General features: G+C 61.4%; 16 protein-coding genes. 5 read left to right on the top strand and 11 right to left on the bottom strand.

Annotated elements, in window-relative coordinates; genetic code table 11:
• From L4923_RS22535 to L4923_RS22525, 3 genes are all read left to right on the top strand, one after another.
• Positions 1-707 (top strand): sulfate/molybdate ABC transporter ATP-binding protein (locus L4923_RS22535; RefSeq protein ID WP_239369338.1); only part of this gene is annotated, 707 nt, incomplete at its 5' end.
• 169 nt (positions 708-876) lie between these two features.
• Positions 877-1863, top strand: coding sequence for a sulfate ABC transporter substrate-binding protein (locus tag L4923_RS22530; RefSeq protein WP_239369337.1), 987 nt, complete (start codon positions 877-879; stop codon positions 1861-1863).
• A gap of 252 nt (positions 1864-2115) precedes the next feature.
• Positions 2116-2568 carry an RrF2 family transcriptional regulator gene (locus L4923_RS22525; protein WP_129414143.1) on the top strand — a complete coding sequence of 151 codons (453 nt, stop codon included), beginning with the start codon at positions 2116-2118 and terminating at the stop codon, positions 2566-2568.
• Positions 2569-2598: 30 nt separating this feature from the next.
• Here the strand turns inward: L4923_RS22525 and L4923_RS22520 are convergent, their stop codons facing one another.
• The 8 genes from L4923_RS22520 to L4923_RS22485 form a co-directional block, all read right to left on the bottom strand.
• Positions 2599-3840 carry an MFS transporter gene (locus tag L4923_RS22520; RefSeq protein ID WP_239369336.1) on the bottom strand — a complete coding sequence of 414 codons (1242 nt, stop codon included), beginning with the start codon at positions 3838-3840 and terminating at the stop codon, positions 2599-2601.
• Positions 3841-3935: 95 nt separating this feature from the next.
• Positions 3936-5483, bottom strand: a complete 1548-nt coding sequence (locus L4923_RS22515; RefSeq protein ID WP_239369335.1) for an alkaline phosphatase family protein — start codon at positions 5481-5483, stop codon at positions 3936-3938.
• Positions 5484-5493: 10 nt separating this feature from the next.
• Positions 5494-6267, bottom strand: coding sequence for a FadR/GntR family transcriptional regulator (locus tag L4923_RS22510; RefSeq protein WP_425530992.1), 774 nt, complete (start codon positions 6265-6267; stop codon positions 5494-5496).
• Between the two features lie 81 nt (positions 6268-6348).
• Complete coding sequence (locus L4923_RS22505) at positions 6349-7296, bottom strand: carbohydrate kinase family protein (RefSeq protein WP_239369333.1); 948 nt, start codon at positions 7294-7296, stop codon at positions 6349-6351.
• Positions 7286-8311 carry an SIS domain-containing protein gene (locus tag L4923_RS22500; protein ID WP_239369332.1) on the bottom strand — a complete coding sequence of 342 codons (1026 nt, stop codon included), beginning with the start codon at positions 8309-8311 and terminating at the stop codon, positions 7286-7288. The genes L4923_RS22505 and L4923_RS22500 overlap by 11 nt, the downstream gene beginning before the upstream one ends.
• A 5-nt stretch (positions 8312-8316) precedes the next feature.
• On the bottom strand, positions 8317-9159 hold the full coding sequence (locus L4923_RS22495; protein ID WP_425530991.1) for a carbohydrate ABC transporter permease: 843 nt from the start codon (positions 9157-9159) through the stop codon (positions 8317-8319).
• Entirely contained in the window at positions 9156-10043 is an 888-nt protein-coding gene (locus tag L4923_RS22490) for a carbohydrate ABC transporter permease (protein ID WP_239369331.1), read from the bottom strand. The genes L4923_RS22495 and L4923_RS22490 overlap by 4 nt, the downstream gene beginning before the upstream one ends.
• A 32-nt stretch (positions 10044-10075) precedes the next feature.
• Positions 10076-11323: an extracellular solute-binding protein gene (locus tag L4923_RS22485; RefSeq protein WP_239369330.1), complete on the bottom strand. Its 1248-nt coding sequence runs from the start codon at positions 11321-11323 to the stop codon at positions 10076-10078.
• Positions 11324-11462: 139 nt separating this feature from the next.
• Here L4923_RS22485 and L4923_RS22480 point away from each other — a divergent pair, with 139 nt between their 5' ends.
• Both L4923_RS22480 and L4923_RS22475 read left to right on the top strand, forming a co-directional pair.
• Positions 11463-12668: an ROK family transcriptional regulator gene (locus L4923_RS22480; RefSeq protein ID WP_239369329.1), complete on the top strand. Its 1206-nt coding sequence runs from the start codon at positions 11463-11465 to the stop codon at positions 12666-12668.
• A gap of 138 nt (positions 12669-12806) precedes the next feature.
• Positions 12807-13733 carry a cyclase family protein gene (locus L4923_RS22475; protein WP_239369344.1) on the top strand — a complete coding sequence of 309 codons (927 nt, stop codon included), beginning with the start codon at positions 12807-12809 and terminating at the stop codon, positions 13731-13733.
• Between the two features lie 57 nt (positions 13734-13790).
• Here L4923_RS22475 and L4923_RS22470 read toward each other — a convergent pair whose 3' ends face one another.
• From L4923_RS22470 to L4923_RS22460, 3 genes are all read right to left on the bottom strand, one after another.
• Positions 13791-15815 (bottom strand): beta-N-acetylhexosaminidase, encoded by a 2025-nt coding sequence (locus L4923_RS22470; protein ID WP_239369328.1) that lies wholly within the window; start codon positions 15813-15815, stop codon positions 13791-13793.
• A gap of 137 nt (positions 15816-15952) precedes the next feature.
• A complete protein-coding gene (locus L4923_RS22465; protein ID WP_239369327.1) occupies positions 15953-16438 on the bottom strand; it encodes a GNAT family N-acetyltransferase in 486 nt (161 codons plus the stop codon).
• A gap of 245 nt (positions 16439-16683) precedes the next feature.
• Positions 16684-17472, bottom strand: a complete 789-nt coding sequence (locus L4923_RS22460) for a SapC family protein (protein WP_239369326.1) — start codon at positions 17470-17472, stop codon at positions 16684-16686.
• Positions 17473-17474 lie beyond the last annotated feature (2 nt).

Here is a 17474-nt window from a genome sequence, read left to right as displayed (position 1 = left end):
GGGGGTGGTGTGGTCTTTTCTTGCCCTCTTTTTCGCTCGACACCCGCCGCCCCCGGCCCCCCCCCCCCGCCCCCCCCCCCCGGGGGGCCGCCCCCCCCCGCGCCATGGCGATCGAACCGAAGGTGCTGCTGCTCGACGAGCCTTTCGGGGCCCTTGATGCGCAGGTGCGCCGCGAACTGCGCCGCTGGTTGCGCGAAATCCACGACACCACGGGCCACACCACCGTCTTCGTCACCCATGACCAGGAAGAAGCGCTGGAGCTGGCCGATCGCGTGGTGGTGATGAGCCAGGGGCAGATCGAACAGATCGGCACCGCCGACGAGGTCTATGACACGCCGAACTCGCCCTTCGTCTTCGGCTTCATCGGGGAGTCGAGCTCGCTGCCGGTCAGGATCACTGACGGCCAGGTCTGGGTCGCCGACCGGCCGATCGGCCTTTCGGCGCCGAACCACCCGCCCGGTGATGCCTTGCTCTACTTCCGTCCGCACGACATCGAACTGCTCGATGGCTGCAGCGGCTGCATTGCAGGCACGGTAGCCGCCAGCCGCCGCGTCGCGGGCACCCGGCGCGTCGAACTGGAGATTGGCGGCGAACGCCAGCGTGTTGAGATCGAACTCCCCGTCGACCATATCGCGGCACAAAAGAGCCGCATCGCGTTCCGGCCAAGCCGCTGGAAGCTCTTTCCCGCAAACGGCGCAGGAAACTAGCTGCCGCAGCCACTTCGCAAGAAATACAGAAAAACCATTCCGGAAACGCCGACATCCAGGATGGTTTTTCTATTTCCGACAATGCCTACAGACCGGCATTCCTCGTCTTTGTGGTATCAAGTTCTAATCTAAGGGCTCCTGCAGCATATTTTTCCAACGGAGTCCTTTCATGAAACGCCTTTCGCTCGCCGGTGTTGCGCTGGCCGGCTTGGTCCTCGCAGCAGTGCCCGCCTCTGCCGCCGAGAAGCTGCTCAACGCTTCGTACGACGTCGGTCGCGAACTGTTCGCTCAGGTCAACAAGGCTTTCATCGAAAAGCACCCCGGCATCACCATCGACCAGTCGCATGCGGGGACTTCGAAGCTGGCACGCTCGATCGTCGAAGGTCTTGGCGCGGACGTCGTGACCTTCAACCAGGTTCCGGATGTCGACTTCCTGGTCAAGCAGGGTTTTGTCTCGGCAGACTGGCAGAAGGACTTCGCCAACAACGCCTCGCCTTTCTACTCCCTGCCCTCCTTCCTGGTCAGGGCCGGCAACCCCAAGAACATCAAGGATTGGGATGATCTCGCGCGCGACGGCGTCCAGGTCATCTTCCCCAACCCGAAAACCTCTGGCAACGCGCGCTACACCTATCTGGCCGCCACTGCCTACGCCAAGGAGAAGTTCAATGGCGACGAAGCCAAGGTCAAGGAGTTCGTCGCCAAGATCTTCGCCAATGTGCCGGTGTTCGATACCGGCGGTCGTGCTGCAACCACCACTTTCGCCGAACGTGGCATCGGCGACGTGCTGATCACCTTCGAGTCGGAAACGCAGGGCATCGCGCGCGAATACGGCACCGACAAGTATCAGCAGGTCGTTCCGTCGGTCAGCCTGCTGGCGGAATTCCCGGTCGCCATCGTCGACAAGGTTGCTGACGAGCACGGCACCCGCGAACTCGCCAAGACCTATCTCGACTTCCTCTACACGCCGGAAGGCCAGAAGATCGAAGCCGAAAACGGACTGCGCGTGCGTGATGAAAAGGTCGCAGCCGAATTCAAGGACAAGTTCCCCGAAGTACGGCTGGTCACGGTCGAGGAGGCGTTCGGCGGCTGGGAGAAAGTCCAGAAGGACCATTTCGCCGAAGACGCTCTGCTGGACGAGATCTACGGCAATCGCTGATGCCGTTGACATTCAATTTCTGGAAAAGCCGGCGCAAGCCGGCTTTTTCGTTTCCGCGAGACGATAGTGCCACTTTTGCAGCACAACTGTTCGCGTTTCGAAAATGCACGGAAAATCAACGCTCTTTTCATTGTATATCGACAAACTGGACTCTATTCTCTTCGCGTGCGTCCTGGCTGGTCGTTTCGCCATGATTTGCGCACAAACAGTCGGCAAACGGCTGATCGGATTGCGGCTCAGGCAGTGACAGGCATGCTCACCAAAAAAGGCAAGTATGGGCTCAAAGCCCTGGTGCATCTGTCGCGGATGCCGGCTGGGCAACTGGCCTTTGTGAACGACATCGCGGTCGCCAACAACATCCCCAAGAAGTTCCTCGACGCGATCCTTGGCGAGTTGCGCAATGCCGGCTTCGTGCAGAGCCGCAAGGGCAAGGATGGCGGCTACCGCCTCGCTCGTCCGGCGGCCGAGATCAAGATAGGCCATGTCGTGCGCGTGCTGGACGGGCCGCTGGCACCGATCCCTTGCGCTAGCCGGACGCAGTACCAGCGCTGTGAGGACTGCAATGAGGAAACCTGCGAAGTCCGCCACATGATGCTTGAAGTGCGCCAGGCAATCGCCGACGTACTGGATAATCGCAGCCTCGCGGCGATGCGTGACGCCGACAACGACGACTATCCGCTGGAACTCTCGTCCCAATCTAACTGACAGCGAAACACAGTCCGGTGTATCGGGCGGTTACGCGGTTGCGGGCCGAGGCCGCCCTACCCGCCACAAGACCAGCACCATCACAGCCAGGTTCACAACGTTCCAGGCGATGCCGTTGAGGAAGGCGGCAGCGTAAGAACCGGTAAGATCGTAGATCCAGCCCGAACTCCAGCCACCCACGGCCATGCCGATGATCGTGGCCATGATGACCAGCCCAACGCGCTGGCCCGCTTCAGTCGCCGGCATGTATTCACGCACGATGATAGCGTAGCACGGCACAATGCCACCCTGGGAAAGACCGAACACCAGCGATACGATGTAAAGCGACGCCAGCCCATCGAACGGGATGTAGAAGAATAGCGATAGGCATTGCAGCGCCGAGCCGATCAGCAGCGTCTTGATACCGCCGATGCGGTCGGCGACGAAACCGGACACCAGTCTGCTGACGACACCGCCGGCAAGCATGATCGACAGCATCTCGGCGCCGCGCGCCACGCCATAGCCGAGATCCATGCAATAGGCGACGATATGCACCTGCGGCATCGCCATCGCCATGCAACAGCCGAAACCCGCGACGATCAGCAGACCTTGCAGCATTGCGGGTGACAGCGCGATCGGCTGTACGCGGCGAGCAGTCGAAGAATGCGAACCGGTGAACGCTTCGCGCGGCGCGGGCTGCCGCATCATCAGAACCAGCGGGATCATGGTGACGAGGCAGAAGATGCCGATGACCAGATAGGTGAAACGCCATCCCTCGGCAGCGATGAGCGGCGGCATCACCACAGGCCACAACGCACCGGCCAGATAGTTGCCACAAGCCGCTGCAGCAACGGCCACCCCACGACGCCGGTTGAACCAATGCGAGATGTCGGCGACCAGCGGTCCGAAGATCGCAGCCGTGCCGAAGCCGACGAGAACTCCTTGCGCCAGCGTGAACTGCAGGATCGAGCCGGCAAAGGACGCCAGGATCATGCCTGCAGCGAGCGCCAGCGAGGATAACAGCGCTGGCATCCAATATCCCATGCGATCGACGGCACGTCCGACCAGCACGTTGCCGGCGGCAAAACCGATCATTGTCGCCGTATACGGCAGGGATGCATCGGCGCGGTCGACACCGAATTCAGCTTGCACAGCAGGCAAGACGACCACGACTGCCCACATGCCGACGGCACCAATCGTACCCAAGACGATGGAGACGGCGAGCCTCAGCCAGGCTTCGCGGCCATCGATCACGGAGGTAGCGTCTGCCGACTGGATGGGATGCTGGGTCATGGCGGGCTCCGTTACGGCAGTGCCCGCACTTATCCTTCACCATACCCAGGACCGGCAGCGCCAAGCTGGATCAAAAATTGATGCCAGAAATGCTGTCAGGGCCGCGACACCACACCATTCTGGGTGATCATCATATTGGTCAGCGTGCGCTCCGCATGGGTCAGCCGCCAGTCGAGCATCTTCTGCGCACAGCGCAGCACCGTCGATGCCATTTCCGGCCGATCAGCCAGATTGGTTGTCTCATGCGGGTCCGCGACGAGATCGAACAGCAGCGGCGGCAAGGCGGCGAAATGCACATATTTGTAGCGGTTGTCGCGTATGACCGCGTAGTTGCATTGGTCGGACGTGATGCCAAGCGTCGTCTCGGCCTTCTGTGTCGCAACTGTGCGGAAATCGTGCTCGAAAAAGACTGCGTCCCGCCAATCGACGGGCTTTTCGCCACGCAGGAGCGGCAACAGCGAGCGACCATCGCAAGCGCGTGGTTTTTCCAGCCCAAGCCAATCCAGAATGGTCGGCATGATGTCGACGGCCTCCGTGAAGGCGTCCACCGTCGAGCCGCGCGCACCGTCTGCAGCCGTTCGCGGGTCGCGGATCACCAGTGGCAGATGGAAGGCGCCGTCGAAATAGACCTCCTTGCCCCATGCATGATGCTCACCCAGCATTTCGGCATGATCGCTGGTGACGACGATCAGCGTACGATCATACTCGCCGGTCTGTTTCAGGTGTTCGATGATGCGGCCGAGATGGTGATCGACTTCGGCGATCAGCCCGTAATAGGTCGCCCGCATCTGCCGAATTTCCAACTCGTTCGCCGAAACCGGATCGAATGGGCTGTGCTCGTCATAGGCACCGGGAACGCTCACCCGATCCAATTCATAGGCGAGCATCGGATGCTGCCGCTTTTCATCGGCAAGACTCGGCGCGCGCGCCGGCAGGACCACATCCGCCGGATCAACCGTGGCATTGTAGGGCTCCGGTGCGATCAGCGGCGGATGCGGCCGCAGGAACACGAAATGCGCGAACCATGGACTGTCGCGCCGCACCGAAAGCCATTTCAGGAAGGCGTCAGTCAGGAATGCGGCTTCGCTGTGTTCCGCCGGATAGATCGTCGGGATGTAGCGGAAACCACGGTCGTCCGGCTTGTCGAAATCGGCTTTCGGGCGGAAGACGCCCGCCCGGCCATCAGGCAGGTCGTAGCCTTTGGCGAGAAGATCCGCGATCCATTCTTCCATTTCGTCGGGTAGGTGCAGAGCCGCCTCAAACCCCGGCATTACACTTTCATAGGTTTTGAGCGACGGATCATTGGCGTCGACATTGCGCGGGTCGGCACTGGTGTCGGTGTACCCGAACAACGCAGGCCGATAGCCAGCCTTGCGGGCTTCCAAGGCGATGTTGGTGTGGCGCGCATCGAGCGGCGTGCCATTGCGGCCGGAACGATGGTTCATCAGGTAAAGCCCGGTCAGCAGGCTGGTGCGCGAAGGGCCGCAGGGCGTGCACTGACCGAAATGCTTCTTGAACAACATCCCGCCCGCGGCCAAAGCGTCAAGGTTCGGGGTGCGTACATTGGGATGGCCAAGCGCTGACAGGCAATCGCCACGCCACTGGTCGGCGCAGATCAGCAGTACATTCGGACGGCGAGTCATGTCTTGAGGCTCATTCAGGTTCGCGCCCCACCACCTGATCGGTGTTGGCGAGCAGTTTTCGGACCGCGGCACGCGCGGCATCCGGGCGTCGCAGACGGATGTTCTTCTCGATCAGTTCATGCAGTTTCTGGGCAGTCTCGAGATCGTCACCTTCCCGCGTCACATGCACGAACAAATGGTCGAAAGCCTGCTCTATCAAAACACCAAGCGGCACCAGCAGGTCGTTGCCGGATGCCCGAAGGATGGCAAGGTGGAACCGCGTGTCGGCGCGCGTGCGGTCTTCCAGCGTTTCGGCGCTGTTCATTTCCCGGCATGCACGCGAGATTTCCTCCATCTGCTCTTCCGTCCGGCGCATTGCGGCGAACGCCGTAGCTTCGGGCTCGATCAGGTGACGAAACTCCTGAACCGTACGCAGGAACGCCCCGCGATCGGGCGAGGTCGCGTACCAACCCAGCACATCCCTGTCGAGCAGGTTCCAGCGCTCGCGCGGCTCGACCCGGCTGCCGACCTTTGGACGTGACGCGAGCAGGCTCTTGGCCATCAGCATCTTGATGGCTTCGCGCACCGCCGAGCGGCTGACATTGAAGGTTTCCGCCCATTTCGTTTCATTGGGCAAGATGGTTCCGGGTGGATAATCGCCGCGCACGATGGCGAGACCGATCTCGTTGGCGACATGTGCGTGCACGCTGGAACCAGCTCGGCGCTCGGCGGGCTTCAGCTTCTCGGCACTCTTGTCGCTTTTTGCCTTCCCCTTGGCCGCGCGCATGCTTTTCCTTGTCGGCAGCAGACCAACAATCGGGCCTGTATCTCCGCTCAACAAGTCTGGGCTTGGCCGGCATGTCAAGGCATCAACGCAGAGAAGAATTCAGCTCAGTGCCACGTCGAGCGAAACGTAACGCCGCGGCGAGGAAGCAATTGCTGCGGAGGCCACCGCCACGCCGGCACGCAGCGCCTCTTCCAGCGAGGCACCGTCCAGCAGGGCACCGAGATAACCTGCATTGAATGTGTCACCAGCACCCGTGGTGTCGATCACCTGGACGGCGGGCGCCGGCACACGCGTGACGATGCCATCTCGCCAGGCAGCAGCACCCTCTCCACCCCGTTTTATAACAACGATCGCACCAGGCTTGGCGTGGTTCGCCAACCATCCCGCAGCAGCCTCGACGGTCTTCTCGCCCGACAAGGAAAGACTTTCGATCTCGTTCAACAGCACGTGGTCGCAATGCGCGAGACAGGCCGTGGTGTGTGCCTTGATCGCATCCGTCCAGCCATGTGATGGCCAGCCTGTGTCCAACGCCACGGCGAACCCCCGCGCTGAAATCGCCGCCAGCATAGCGTCAAAGGAAGCGATCAGGTCGAGATAGAGGAACGAGCCGGTCAGCAGCGCAATGTCACCGGCAGTAGCTTGCTCCGGCAGCATGGCCAGCATGCTCTCAGGCGTCTGCACGGCAAGATTGCCCGCGGTGGTGAGGAATGACCGCTCGCCACCCGGATGCTCGACACCGACCGACAGCGCCGTGGGGGTTCCCACCTTGGGCCAGCCGTGGGCGACCTCGCCGAAGGTTTCCACCAGCCAGGCGCCGAACATGTCGTTTCCGACATTGCAGACGATGTGATGCGGCACACCGAGTGCCTTGAGTGCAAGCCCTGTGTTGCCTGCAGGCCCGCCTGCCCGCAACTCCGAATGGTCGACGAAGGTCTCCGTTCCGGGTCGCGGCCAGGGTGTCACCGGCCCCATGATAAGATCGACCATGACGCCGCCTATGACATGGATGGATGGCCCATCGGGCCGATGCAGGCGTTCATGCTTCATGGTCAATTCCGGTTATTTTCGTCGATCGCACCGGTTCACCGACACCCGCAACCTTGCGGCCGGAAACGGCGATGATGAGCTCTTGCAACGAAGGCAGCATCGCAGCGACTGCGGAGAGCCCCTCGTTGCGGGAGAATGCGACGGTCACGGCCCCTTCGATCGGCGTTTGACCGCTGCAATCGAAGATCACCGGCACGGCCCCTGCGCTGAGCGCCGCTTTGGCAAGCGTCGCCGTACCGGCGCCGAGCGGACCCGGCCCTCGCAGCAGAAGCACGCCAAGATCCGGCGTCAGTGCCTCCAGTGGGCCATGGCGGAACTGGCCGAATTCGAAGCCGAATGCCGGAATGCGAGCCAATTCCATCAGCATCAGACCGTTGGCTTCGGCGAGGCCCCGCAATTCGCCTCGCCCGGCGATGATGACCGAACTCTTGTCTGCCAGCGCATCGAGGGCCTCGTCTAAGAAAGGGTGAGGCGACGTGGCAAGAGCAGCCGCAAAGCCGTCGATCTCGCCCCCCGCTGCGGCCAGAACCGCTGCATGCAGGGCAAGCGTGACTGTAAGGCTCCGTGTTGCCGCGAAGGCCACCTCCTGTCCGCCGGCACCGACGAGGCATGGCAAGGTCCGTCCGAGCGTGCCCTGCGGTGCCAGTGTCATGCCGAACGAGTCGGCACGGCGTGACAGAAGATCCAGCAACTGCAGGATTTCCCCGGATTCACCAGATTGCGAAACCAGCACGATTGTATGCGGCTGCACCGGCAAGCCCTGGAGCAACATATCGCCGGCCGTTTCAGCGCGGCAATCGACGCCGAGCCGCCGCCAGGCGGTTTCGGCCATGCGGTTGGCGTGGTGAGATGCTCCCATACCGACCAGAACAAGCTCACCCGTGCGCGCGATGCTGGCAGCCAGTTCGGCCGCTATTGCTCCGTTCGAGGCCAGCGAGGCGATCGCATCAGTGCCCTGCCGCCCCATCTCGGCCTGCAGCAATGCGAGTCCCTTGCCTTTCATATCCCCGATCATCGTGGTCAGCCTTTCACGCCGCCGGCCGAAAGGCCGGAAAGCAGCGATTTCTGCAGGAAGAAGCCGATCAAGACCGGCGGTAGCGCCGCCAGCAGTCCAACTGCCGAGATCAGCCCATAGTCGGTTGCGCGCCCGGCGGCGAAGTCGGCTATCGCGACCGGTAGGGTCTTGGCGCGTGTATCGCTGGTGTAGAGCAGCGCGTAGAAGAATTCGTCCCATGCGAGCAGCAGCGCAAACAGCGCGGCCGCGCCGGTCGAGGCCGCTGCCACCGGCAATGTGATGCGGGTCATAATCTGGAACAGGTTTGCGCCATCGATCGACGCCGCCTGTTCGATCTCCACCGGCACGCTGTGGAAACCCGATTTCATCAGCCAGGTCACGAAAGGTAGCAGGATCGTGCAGTAGACTATGATCAGCGAGGTGACATTGTTGAGCAGGCCAAGAGCGGAAAACACCTTGTAGAGCGGCAGGATCAGTGCGACAGGCGGCATCATGTAGGTGACGATCACCGCATAAAGCAGCGGCATGCGGCCTGAAAAGCGCGAGAAGGAGTAGGCGGCAGGAATACCGGCTGCAAGCGCGATCGCCGTGGCACTGACCGCCACGATGACCGAATTGCGCAGCGCCGAAAGGAAGGCGAGGCCTGCCGACCCCTCCTCCAGCGAAAACAATCGCGCATAGCGCGAGAAATCCGGTTGCTCCGGAATCCAGCGCAGCGGAATGGTGGTGAGGTCGTTGGCAGTGGAGATGCTCATGACGAACAGCCAGGCAACCGGCGCCAGGACGGACATCGCGAACACCGCTACGGCGGCATAAACCAGGATGGTGGCGGTCAGGCTGCGTCTCATGAGCGCTTCTCCCGTCGCACCAGCAAGACGACATAGATTGCGATCATCAGCGCGCTCATTGCAGTCACCGTCAGCGCATAGGCTGCCCCGCTGCCGGCGCGCAGATAGGTGAAGGATTCCTGATAGACGAAGAAGGACACCGTCTTGGTCGAATCGGCCGGACCGCCACGCGTCATCACATAGAAGATGTCGAAGACCTTGAAGGCTTCGATGGCGCGCAACACCATGGCGACGCTAAGCGCGCCCATGATGCCGGGCAGCGTGATCTTCCAGAACCGCGTCCAGGCATTCGCGCCATCCATGATCGCGGCTTCATAGAGATCCTTCGGTACAGTCTGCAGGCCCGCCAGCGCGATCAGTGCGATCAGCGGATAGTTCTTCCAGATATCAGCGAGGATGACCATGTTCATCGCCGTCGCAGGATCGCCCAGCCAGGAGCGGTAAGCGTCAAGCAGGCCTATCTGCGTGAGCAGCGCGTTCAAACTGCCATATTCGGGATTGTAGATGAGGCGCCACATCACTGCATTGACGATGGTCGGTAGCGCCCAGGGCAGGATGAGCAGCGCTCGTACCAGTGTCCGGCCCTTGAATTCCTGGTTGAGCAGCAGCGCGACCAGGACGCCGAGCACCACTTCGGCCGAAACCGAGATCACGGTGAAATAGGCAGTGCGACCGACGGCGGCACGAAAGTCGCTGTCGTCGAGAATATAAGCAAAATTCTCCAACCCGATCCACTGCCACACATAGCCTTGGCCGGTCAGGCCGGCGTCGGTGAACGCCAGCCACAAGGTGTTGAGCAGAGGAAAGGCCGTGACCAGCACCATGATCGAAATCATGGGTGTCAGCAGCAGCCAAGCCGTACGGTCCTGTTGGGCTGGGGCCATGACGGCTTTAGCTCTCTTCCTGGCAGACGGGATTAACGCAGCCGCCCAGCAGCCTTGGTCGCCGCCCTCATGGCGTCGTCCGTCGAAGCCTGGCCCAGCAACACCTGCTGGATATTCTTCTGCAGGATCGACGACAGTTCCGGATAGGATGGCGTCATCGGTCGTGCGAACATCACGCCGAGCGAAATCTTGGCGGCGTCGATCAGCTTCTCCTGCCCTTTTGTCACCGCCGGATCCTCATAGGATGATTTCCAGATCGGCAGGCTGAGCTTGGCGTATTTGTTCTGCGTCTCCTGCGAGGTCATGAAGGTGATGAACTTCCATGCCTCATCGGGATGCTTGGAGCCGGCGGAGATGCCCAACCCCATCGAACCGTTGATGGCCGAGGCTTCCGCCTTGCCCTTGAAGCCGGGCGCCGGAACGATGCCGACCTTGCCGGCGACTTTGCTCTCCTTCGGGTCGTTGGCCATATTGAACATGTAGGTCCAGTTCATCGCGAAGGCCGCCTCGCCTGCCGAGAACACCTTGCGTACGTCTTCTTCCAGATATTCGCGCGAGTTCGGATTGGTGACGCCATCGTCGAGCGTCTTTTTCATGTAGTTGACGGCTTCGACCGAACCGCCCGTGTCGAAGGAGAGCTTGCCGTCCTGGATGAAGGAGCCCTTGGCGCCGCCGACCATCGACGTGTAGTCGCAGATCAGTGCCTCTGCCTGGCTCCAGCTCCATACGATCGGATATTTGGCGATGCCCTTGTCCTTGATGATCTTGGCCTGCTCGGCCAGTTCCTCGAAGGTTTTGGGCGGAGCGGAAATACCCGCCTGCTTCAGCATGTCCTCGTTGTAGAACAGATACTTGGTGTCAAGAATCCAGGGCATGCCCCAGATCTTGCCGTCATAGTCCACCGTGGTCCAAGCGCCGTCGAACACCTTGTCCCTGTCGCCTTTCGGAACACGGGCGGTAACATCCTGCAGGAAACCTTTGGTTGCGAATTCCGGCGGCCAGATCACATCGAACAGGACGACGTCATATCCGGAAGAGCCGGCGCCCTGAGCCGCCACGATCTTGTCGTGCAACGCTTCGTACGGCACGAATTCCAGATTGACCTTGAGACCCGGATTGGCCTCCTCGAACGCCTTGGCCATCGCCTTGGTATCGTCCTCGCTATAGGCGGCCTGCTTCATGAAAATGGCGTTCAGCGTCACGTCTTCGGCGAAAGCCGGAAGTGACTGATGGATCAGCAGCGCAAGCCCGCAGGCCGCACCCTTGAAGAAGCTGTTCATTGATTCCTCCCGATTGGTTGGCCATGCAGCCTTTGCGGCCTCTACAGCCGTGCAAACTAGACCATGCAGAATTAATTAAATCAAGTTGATTGGCTTATATTTTTACCCATAATCGACGGAACTCGCGTAGAGACTGTTCATGACCCTTAAGAGATCCGTTGCCGGCACCAATCTCGAACAAGCCAAGTCGCACAATCGTCGCGTCGTCATCGAGGCGATCCGGACGAATGGCGCGCTCTCGCGCGCCCAGATCGCGCGTCTTACCGCTTTGAGTTCACAGACCATTTCCAACATCGTCGACGAATTGGAGCGGGCCGGCCTGCTGCGCCCCGAAGCGACGCAGAAGGGCGCTCGCGGGCAACCTGCCGTGCCTTATTCGATCGACCCGAACGGCGGCTATTCGATTGGCCTGCAGCTCGACCATCAGACGGCGGTCGGTGTCGTTACCGACCTATCCGGCACATTGCGCTCGCGCATCGAGCGTAGGGTCGACAGGCCGACGCCGGCAGAAGCGATGCCGTCGCTTGCCACGATGACCGACGAACTCGTGCGCTCCTTCCGCTTCGACCGCAGCCGTCTGCTCGGTGTCGGCATGGCGATGCCCGGCCCCTTCGATGTCGAGGGCATGACTTCGGTCGGGCCGACCGCCCTGCCCGGCTGGCAGGATTTTCCGGTGGCTTTGGAGTTGGAACGGCTGACCGGCCTGCCGGTGACTTTCGAGAACGACGCCACTGCCGCCGCCATCGGCGAACGGCTTTATGGCGTCGCCAGAAATCTCAACAGCTTTGTCTATCTCTTCATAGGCACGGGCCTTGGCGCCGGCCTTTTCCTCGACGGTCATCTCTACAAGGGAAGCCGCCATAATGCCGGCGAAATCGGCCACATGATCGTCAAGCCGGACGGGCTCGCCTGCTTTTGTGGCAAGCATGGCTGCCTGGAACGTTACGTCTCGCTGCGTGCTGCCTACGATTGCCTCGAAATCCCCGATCCGGATCATGCTTCACCAGAAAAGCTGGACGAATTGCTTGCTGCCGGTAACGAGCGCCTGCTTGCCTGGGCCGATCAAGCCGCGGCACCGCTGAGACAAGCCATCGACGTCCTCGAGCTCGCATTCGATCCGGAAACGGTGGTCCTGGGCGGCTTCATGCCTCTCGCCGTCATCGAACTTTTGGTAAGCCGGCTGGAGCCTTTGCATCTGTCGGTTTCTTCGGCTCGCACGCGCACCGTGCCCCGAGTCCTGATCGGTGCGGCTGGCAAGGACACGTCTGTGCTCGGCGCGGCCGCGCTGCCGATCTTCTCCGAAACCAATCCGCAGTTCGACGTGCTGCAGAAGCCGCTCGGCTGAAGCCGCCTACATAAGGCCGCGGCCACACCAGCGATTTTGCGCACGGCCAGGCGAAGGCGCAATTGCAATGCTTGCCGTTCCGTTGAGATTGCATGATCGTTGCGTCGTTCACGTCGACAGGAGAGGATCATGAAGGCAATGGGCTTTGTGCGGCTCGTCACGCTTGGTGCCATACTCGCTGCAAGCAGTATCGCATCGGCAGAAGAGCCGGCATTCTGGAAATTCTATGAACAGTCGCTGAAGTCGGCGAAATACATTGATCTCACCCATGCCTTTGCGCCCGTACAGCCGGTCTGGCCGGGCTTCGGCCCCGCCAAATTCAAGCCGGCAGTGGCCGGGGCCGACATCGAAGGCTACGTCAAGAAGGGCGACGAATTCACCTATGAGAAGCACGGCTTCGTCGCCAGTTCCTATGAACTGACCACCGACCAGTACGGCACCCAACTCGACCCGCCCTCACACTGGAACCCGAAAGGTGCCACCATCAGCGACCTGCCGCCGACTTTTGCGGTAAGGCCGCTTGTGATCATCGACATCAGTGGCAAGGCAAAGACTGATGAGGGCTACCATCTCAAGGTCTCCGACATCGAGGAGTGGGAGAAGAAGCACGGCCGCATACCGGAGGGCTCGGTCGTGTTTGTACGCTCCGACTGGTACAAGAAGTGGAGCGAGCCAGCACGCTTCGCCAAGGCGCCATTTCCAGGGGTGAGCCTCGACGCGCTGAAGTTCCTGCATCTGGAACGCAAGATACTGTTTCATGGCCACGAGCCGCTCGACACCGACACCACGCCGAATCTCGAAGGCGAATACTGGCTCATGCACAACAATTTCGTGCAAGCCGAAGGCGTGGCCAATCTCGACAAGGTACCCGAAGCCGGTGCGTTGGTGACGATTGGCTTCGCCAAACCGCAGGGCGGCTCGGGCGGTTATGCACGCTACATCGCAATCGCACCGGCCGACTGGTCGGAAGGGGTTTCAGTCAACGACGCGCCGGGTGCCCCGCTGCCGGAGCAGACCGCGCCACTGAAACGCGACAAGGACGGCGTCTTCCGCCCGACACCGTAGAAGTCTGGGCAAAGCGCAAAAGGTCTCCATCCTCGTGTCGAGGATGGAGATTGAACCCTATGCAGCCGCGGTGATGCCGTAGAGGATCGGCATCAAGCCGGCGAGTGCCTTGAAGCGCTCCCATGATTTACGCTCAGGCCTCGTCCAGCCGGTCTCGGCCAGCGCGGAGATGCGCGGAAACACGAGCCGGTCGAACACGCCGCGGTCGGTCATCGGCTCCGACCAGATGCAGCATTGCACGCCAAGGAAATGTCTTTTCTGTTCGTCCGTCCATCCCTCGACCGGGTCGAAATCGTAGAGGCTCTCAGGCTCCGACCAGCCGGCCCAGGCCGCCCCCGGTTCCGACCAGGCCGGGCTGTTTGCCATGTCGAGATAATAGACCTGGCCAGGACACACGACGATGTCGTAACCACGCCCGGCGAGCGCCGCCGATACTTCCACGGATCGCCAGCCGTTCAGGAAAGACTTTTCCTTTTCGATGACGTCGCCATGTGCAGCTTCTTCCCAGCCCCCTGTGATACAGCCGCGCGAGGCGAGGAAAGCCTGAACGCGTCGCAGAAACTCGGCTTGTAAGACAGCCGCACCGGAGCCGTCGATCTCGTCGGCATTGTGCCGGTTGGTGATGATGTTGACGCGCTTGGCGTGAACGGCTGCGACATCCGCGCCGGCCAACTCACCGAGTTTCGCCAGCGCCTTAGGTGAACCCGACCAGGCGCCGATCGGCACCTCGTCGGCGCCGACATGGATGCGCTTGTATGGGAACAGCTCGATTACCTCGTCGAGGATGGTCTCGAGCACCTGGTAGGTTTCCTCGCGCGCTGGGTTGAGGCAATTGTTGGGGAAGCCCTGCACTGAATAGTACACACCGTGCTCGGCCGGGTCGCGCAGTTCGGGGATCGCCTGCAGCATGGCATAGCAGTGACCCGGGACATCGATCTCGGGGATCACCTCGATACCGAGACGGCCGGCCAGCGCAACGATCTCGCGCACCGAAGCCTTGCTGTAGTAGCCGCCCGTGCGTTCGGGTCCCGAACCCAGCAATGGCGGCAGCGGCAGGCCGTGGCCGCGCCAGGCGCCGATGCGGGTCAGTTCCGGATAGGCGTCAATCTCGATGCGCCAGGCTTCATCATCGGAGAGGTGCCAATGGAAACGGTTGAGCTTGTTCCAGGCCATGATCTTGAGGAAGCGGCTGACTTCCGCTGTGCCGTAGAACTGACGAGCCACGTCCAGATGCGTTCCACGCCAGCCGAGCGACGGCTCGTCCCTGATCTCGCCTTCCAGCGGAAAGAGAAAGGTCTCCGGATGATGGCGCGCCCCGCGCAGGATCTGTCCGAGGGTGATCAAGCCGTACAGCAGACCAGACCGCGTCGCGGCGGAGATCATCACGCGATCGCCAGCGAAACGGATAGCATAGGCTTCGGAGGCGAAATCATCGGCCACGACAAGGGACACCGGTATGCCGCCTTCGCTTTCCGGTCGCACGATGCCTTCTACCGGAAACAAGCCCTCGACCAGTTCCGCGAAAGCGGCGGCGGCAGCCTTGGCCTCGTCGCCTTTGGCCTCGATCGCTAGGCCTTGCGGCACCGCGACACGGCCTGACACGGAAACGCTGTTCGGCCAGGGTACGATCGCCACAGGCACCGGTGCCACATGCGGCACGGGATAGATTTCAGCACCACGCTTCAGCGGCGCATTGTCACCCTTCGCCTGCGTCGGGGCGACGGACACCGGCACCGTCGTGCCATCGGCAAAGGCGACATAGGCGGTGTTGGCGCCATCAGTCCAATGGCGCAGGGGATAGGACAGTCCACGTGCGGTCACCGTCCACGAAGCTCCCGGCTCAAGCACGAAGCCGTCGGGCGGCGATAATTCGGAGTGATTGGAAAGCCGCGCGGTCAGGCTACCGCCCTCGACCATTGCCTCGGGGTCGATTCGGCCGGGCCCATTTACGCAAAGCTTGAAGCCGGAGACGGGCCTTGCCGAAAGATTGGTCAATGTCAGCGAATAGGCGAGGCTTTCATCCTCGATGGCCGGGGTCCAATGGGTTTGAAGGCGGAGGGCTGATTTCGGCTGGATGGTCATGTCGAACTTTCAGTCTGGCAAGCGTTGCGTTGCAGGCTCTTCTTCGCGCTTCCGTCCCCGGCCGGACCTTTCTTTTCTAAGGGAAAGGGGAAGCTTCCGGCGCCATGCCCTGCTCGCCACATCGGCGAGCCGGCGCATTATTCATGAGACGGTGGCCACTTCAACAGTCCGGCATAGATGCCGGGTTCGGAGTTGGGGATCATCGTGGCACCCACCGTGCGCTCATAGAACGCCGACGGACCGACATCGCCGATAATCGCGTAGCCGTAGCCCATCGTTTTCAGATCGAGCAGTGAGGCAAGCAGCAACGCATGGCCGATGCCGAGCCCTCTTGCTGCCTTTTCTACGCCCGTCGGGCCAAAGAAGCCGCGTGCGATGGATTCGTGGCAGGAAAACCCGACCAGCTTTTCCGCCCGCGTCGCCAGGAAACAGGTCGGCGGCTGGCGCATGATGGCGACTGCCGTCTCGCTCGACCAGCCGGCACCAAATGTCTTGCGCACCCAGTCAGTGACCAGTTCAAGCTCGGGTGCCAAGGCCCGGCGGATCGTGACCCCCGCCCTTTGCATGCGCTCATCCAATACAGGTTCCGGTCTCAAGAGGGAAAGGTTGACGAGATAATCCATGCTGCTTTGCCACCTGTTCTGGATGCGCACGGGACGATCAAATTGATCGATCCAGTCGAAGCCCGCCGAGACGACCTACCCCTTCGGCCGATGAGAAGGTGCGCTGTTGTCGAGATAGATCAAGCCACCGGAAACCGTGAGCGGAGATCCCCGGCGTCTCGCATTGCACCGAATAAATCAATTTGATTTATGGGTAGGAGCCAAGACGTGTTTCGTCAACTGCTAATACATACAGGGAAGACGGCTCAGCGAGCCTGATACAATGCCGCCTGGTGGATCAGCGAACTCCAGCTGTTGGTCGAGGCGAGGTGGCAATAGACCAGCGTCAGCGCGCCGGATTTCCTGAGATCGAGGAAGGCTTCGTCGCTCAGCTTGTTGAAGAGATCCTCGTCGATGACCTTGAAATCGGTGAGGTTCAGCACCTCGCCGTTTTCCAGCGTCACCGTGCTGCGGCGTTCGACGAACAGTCCGTGCGCGGCGATCTTGTCGACCATGGTGCGCGTGGCGGCAAAATCCATCTGGTATTGGTTGCAGAAGGCGAGCGCCTGTTTGGTGGCTTCCGTCGCCTCTGTCCCCGCAAAGAACGGTGCGACCTTCTCGCCGCGCGCCGCTGCCGCGGCCTGCTCGACCACACGGTGGCAAGTGCGATCAACGCACAGAGCCAGTCGTCCGCTGCCTTGTCCGCCATCATCAGCGAGAATGAAAGGATAACGACGCACATAGGCGGGAATGTAATGCGGCTTGGCCCACTGGCCGTCCTTTTCGACGAACAGATTCTCGCCCTGACGCAGCCCCGTGATGACGACAGGTTGGTTGCCTGGGCCGACAAAGACGATCGGATAGGAGCGCATGGCCGCCGGCATTTCGCCCGTCACCACGGGCAGTGCGTGCGCAGCGCGCGTGAAGGAAAAATCGGCACGCGCGGCGAGACCAAGTGAGCCGTGGCGGTCGGGGTTCATCGCCTCCGGCTTGGCATAGAAAAGCGGAAACGCGTCCGTTGCCGGAGCTGTCGTCGCGCCATTTTCTGCAGTCATGC

This window comes from Terribium retamae, from assembly GCF_022347545.1.
GTDB lineage: Bacteria > Pseudomonadota > Alphaproteobacteria > Rhizobiales > Rhizobiaceae > Mesorhizobium > Mesorhizobium retamae.
This window is presented reverse-complemented; position numbering and strand designations above follow the sequence as displayed.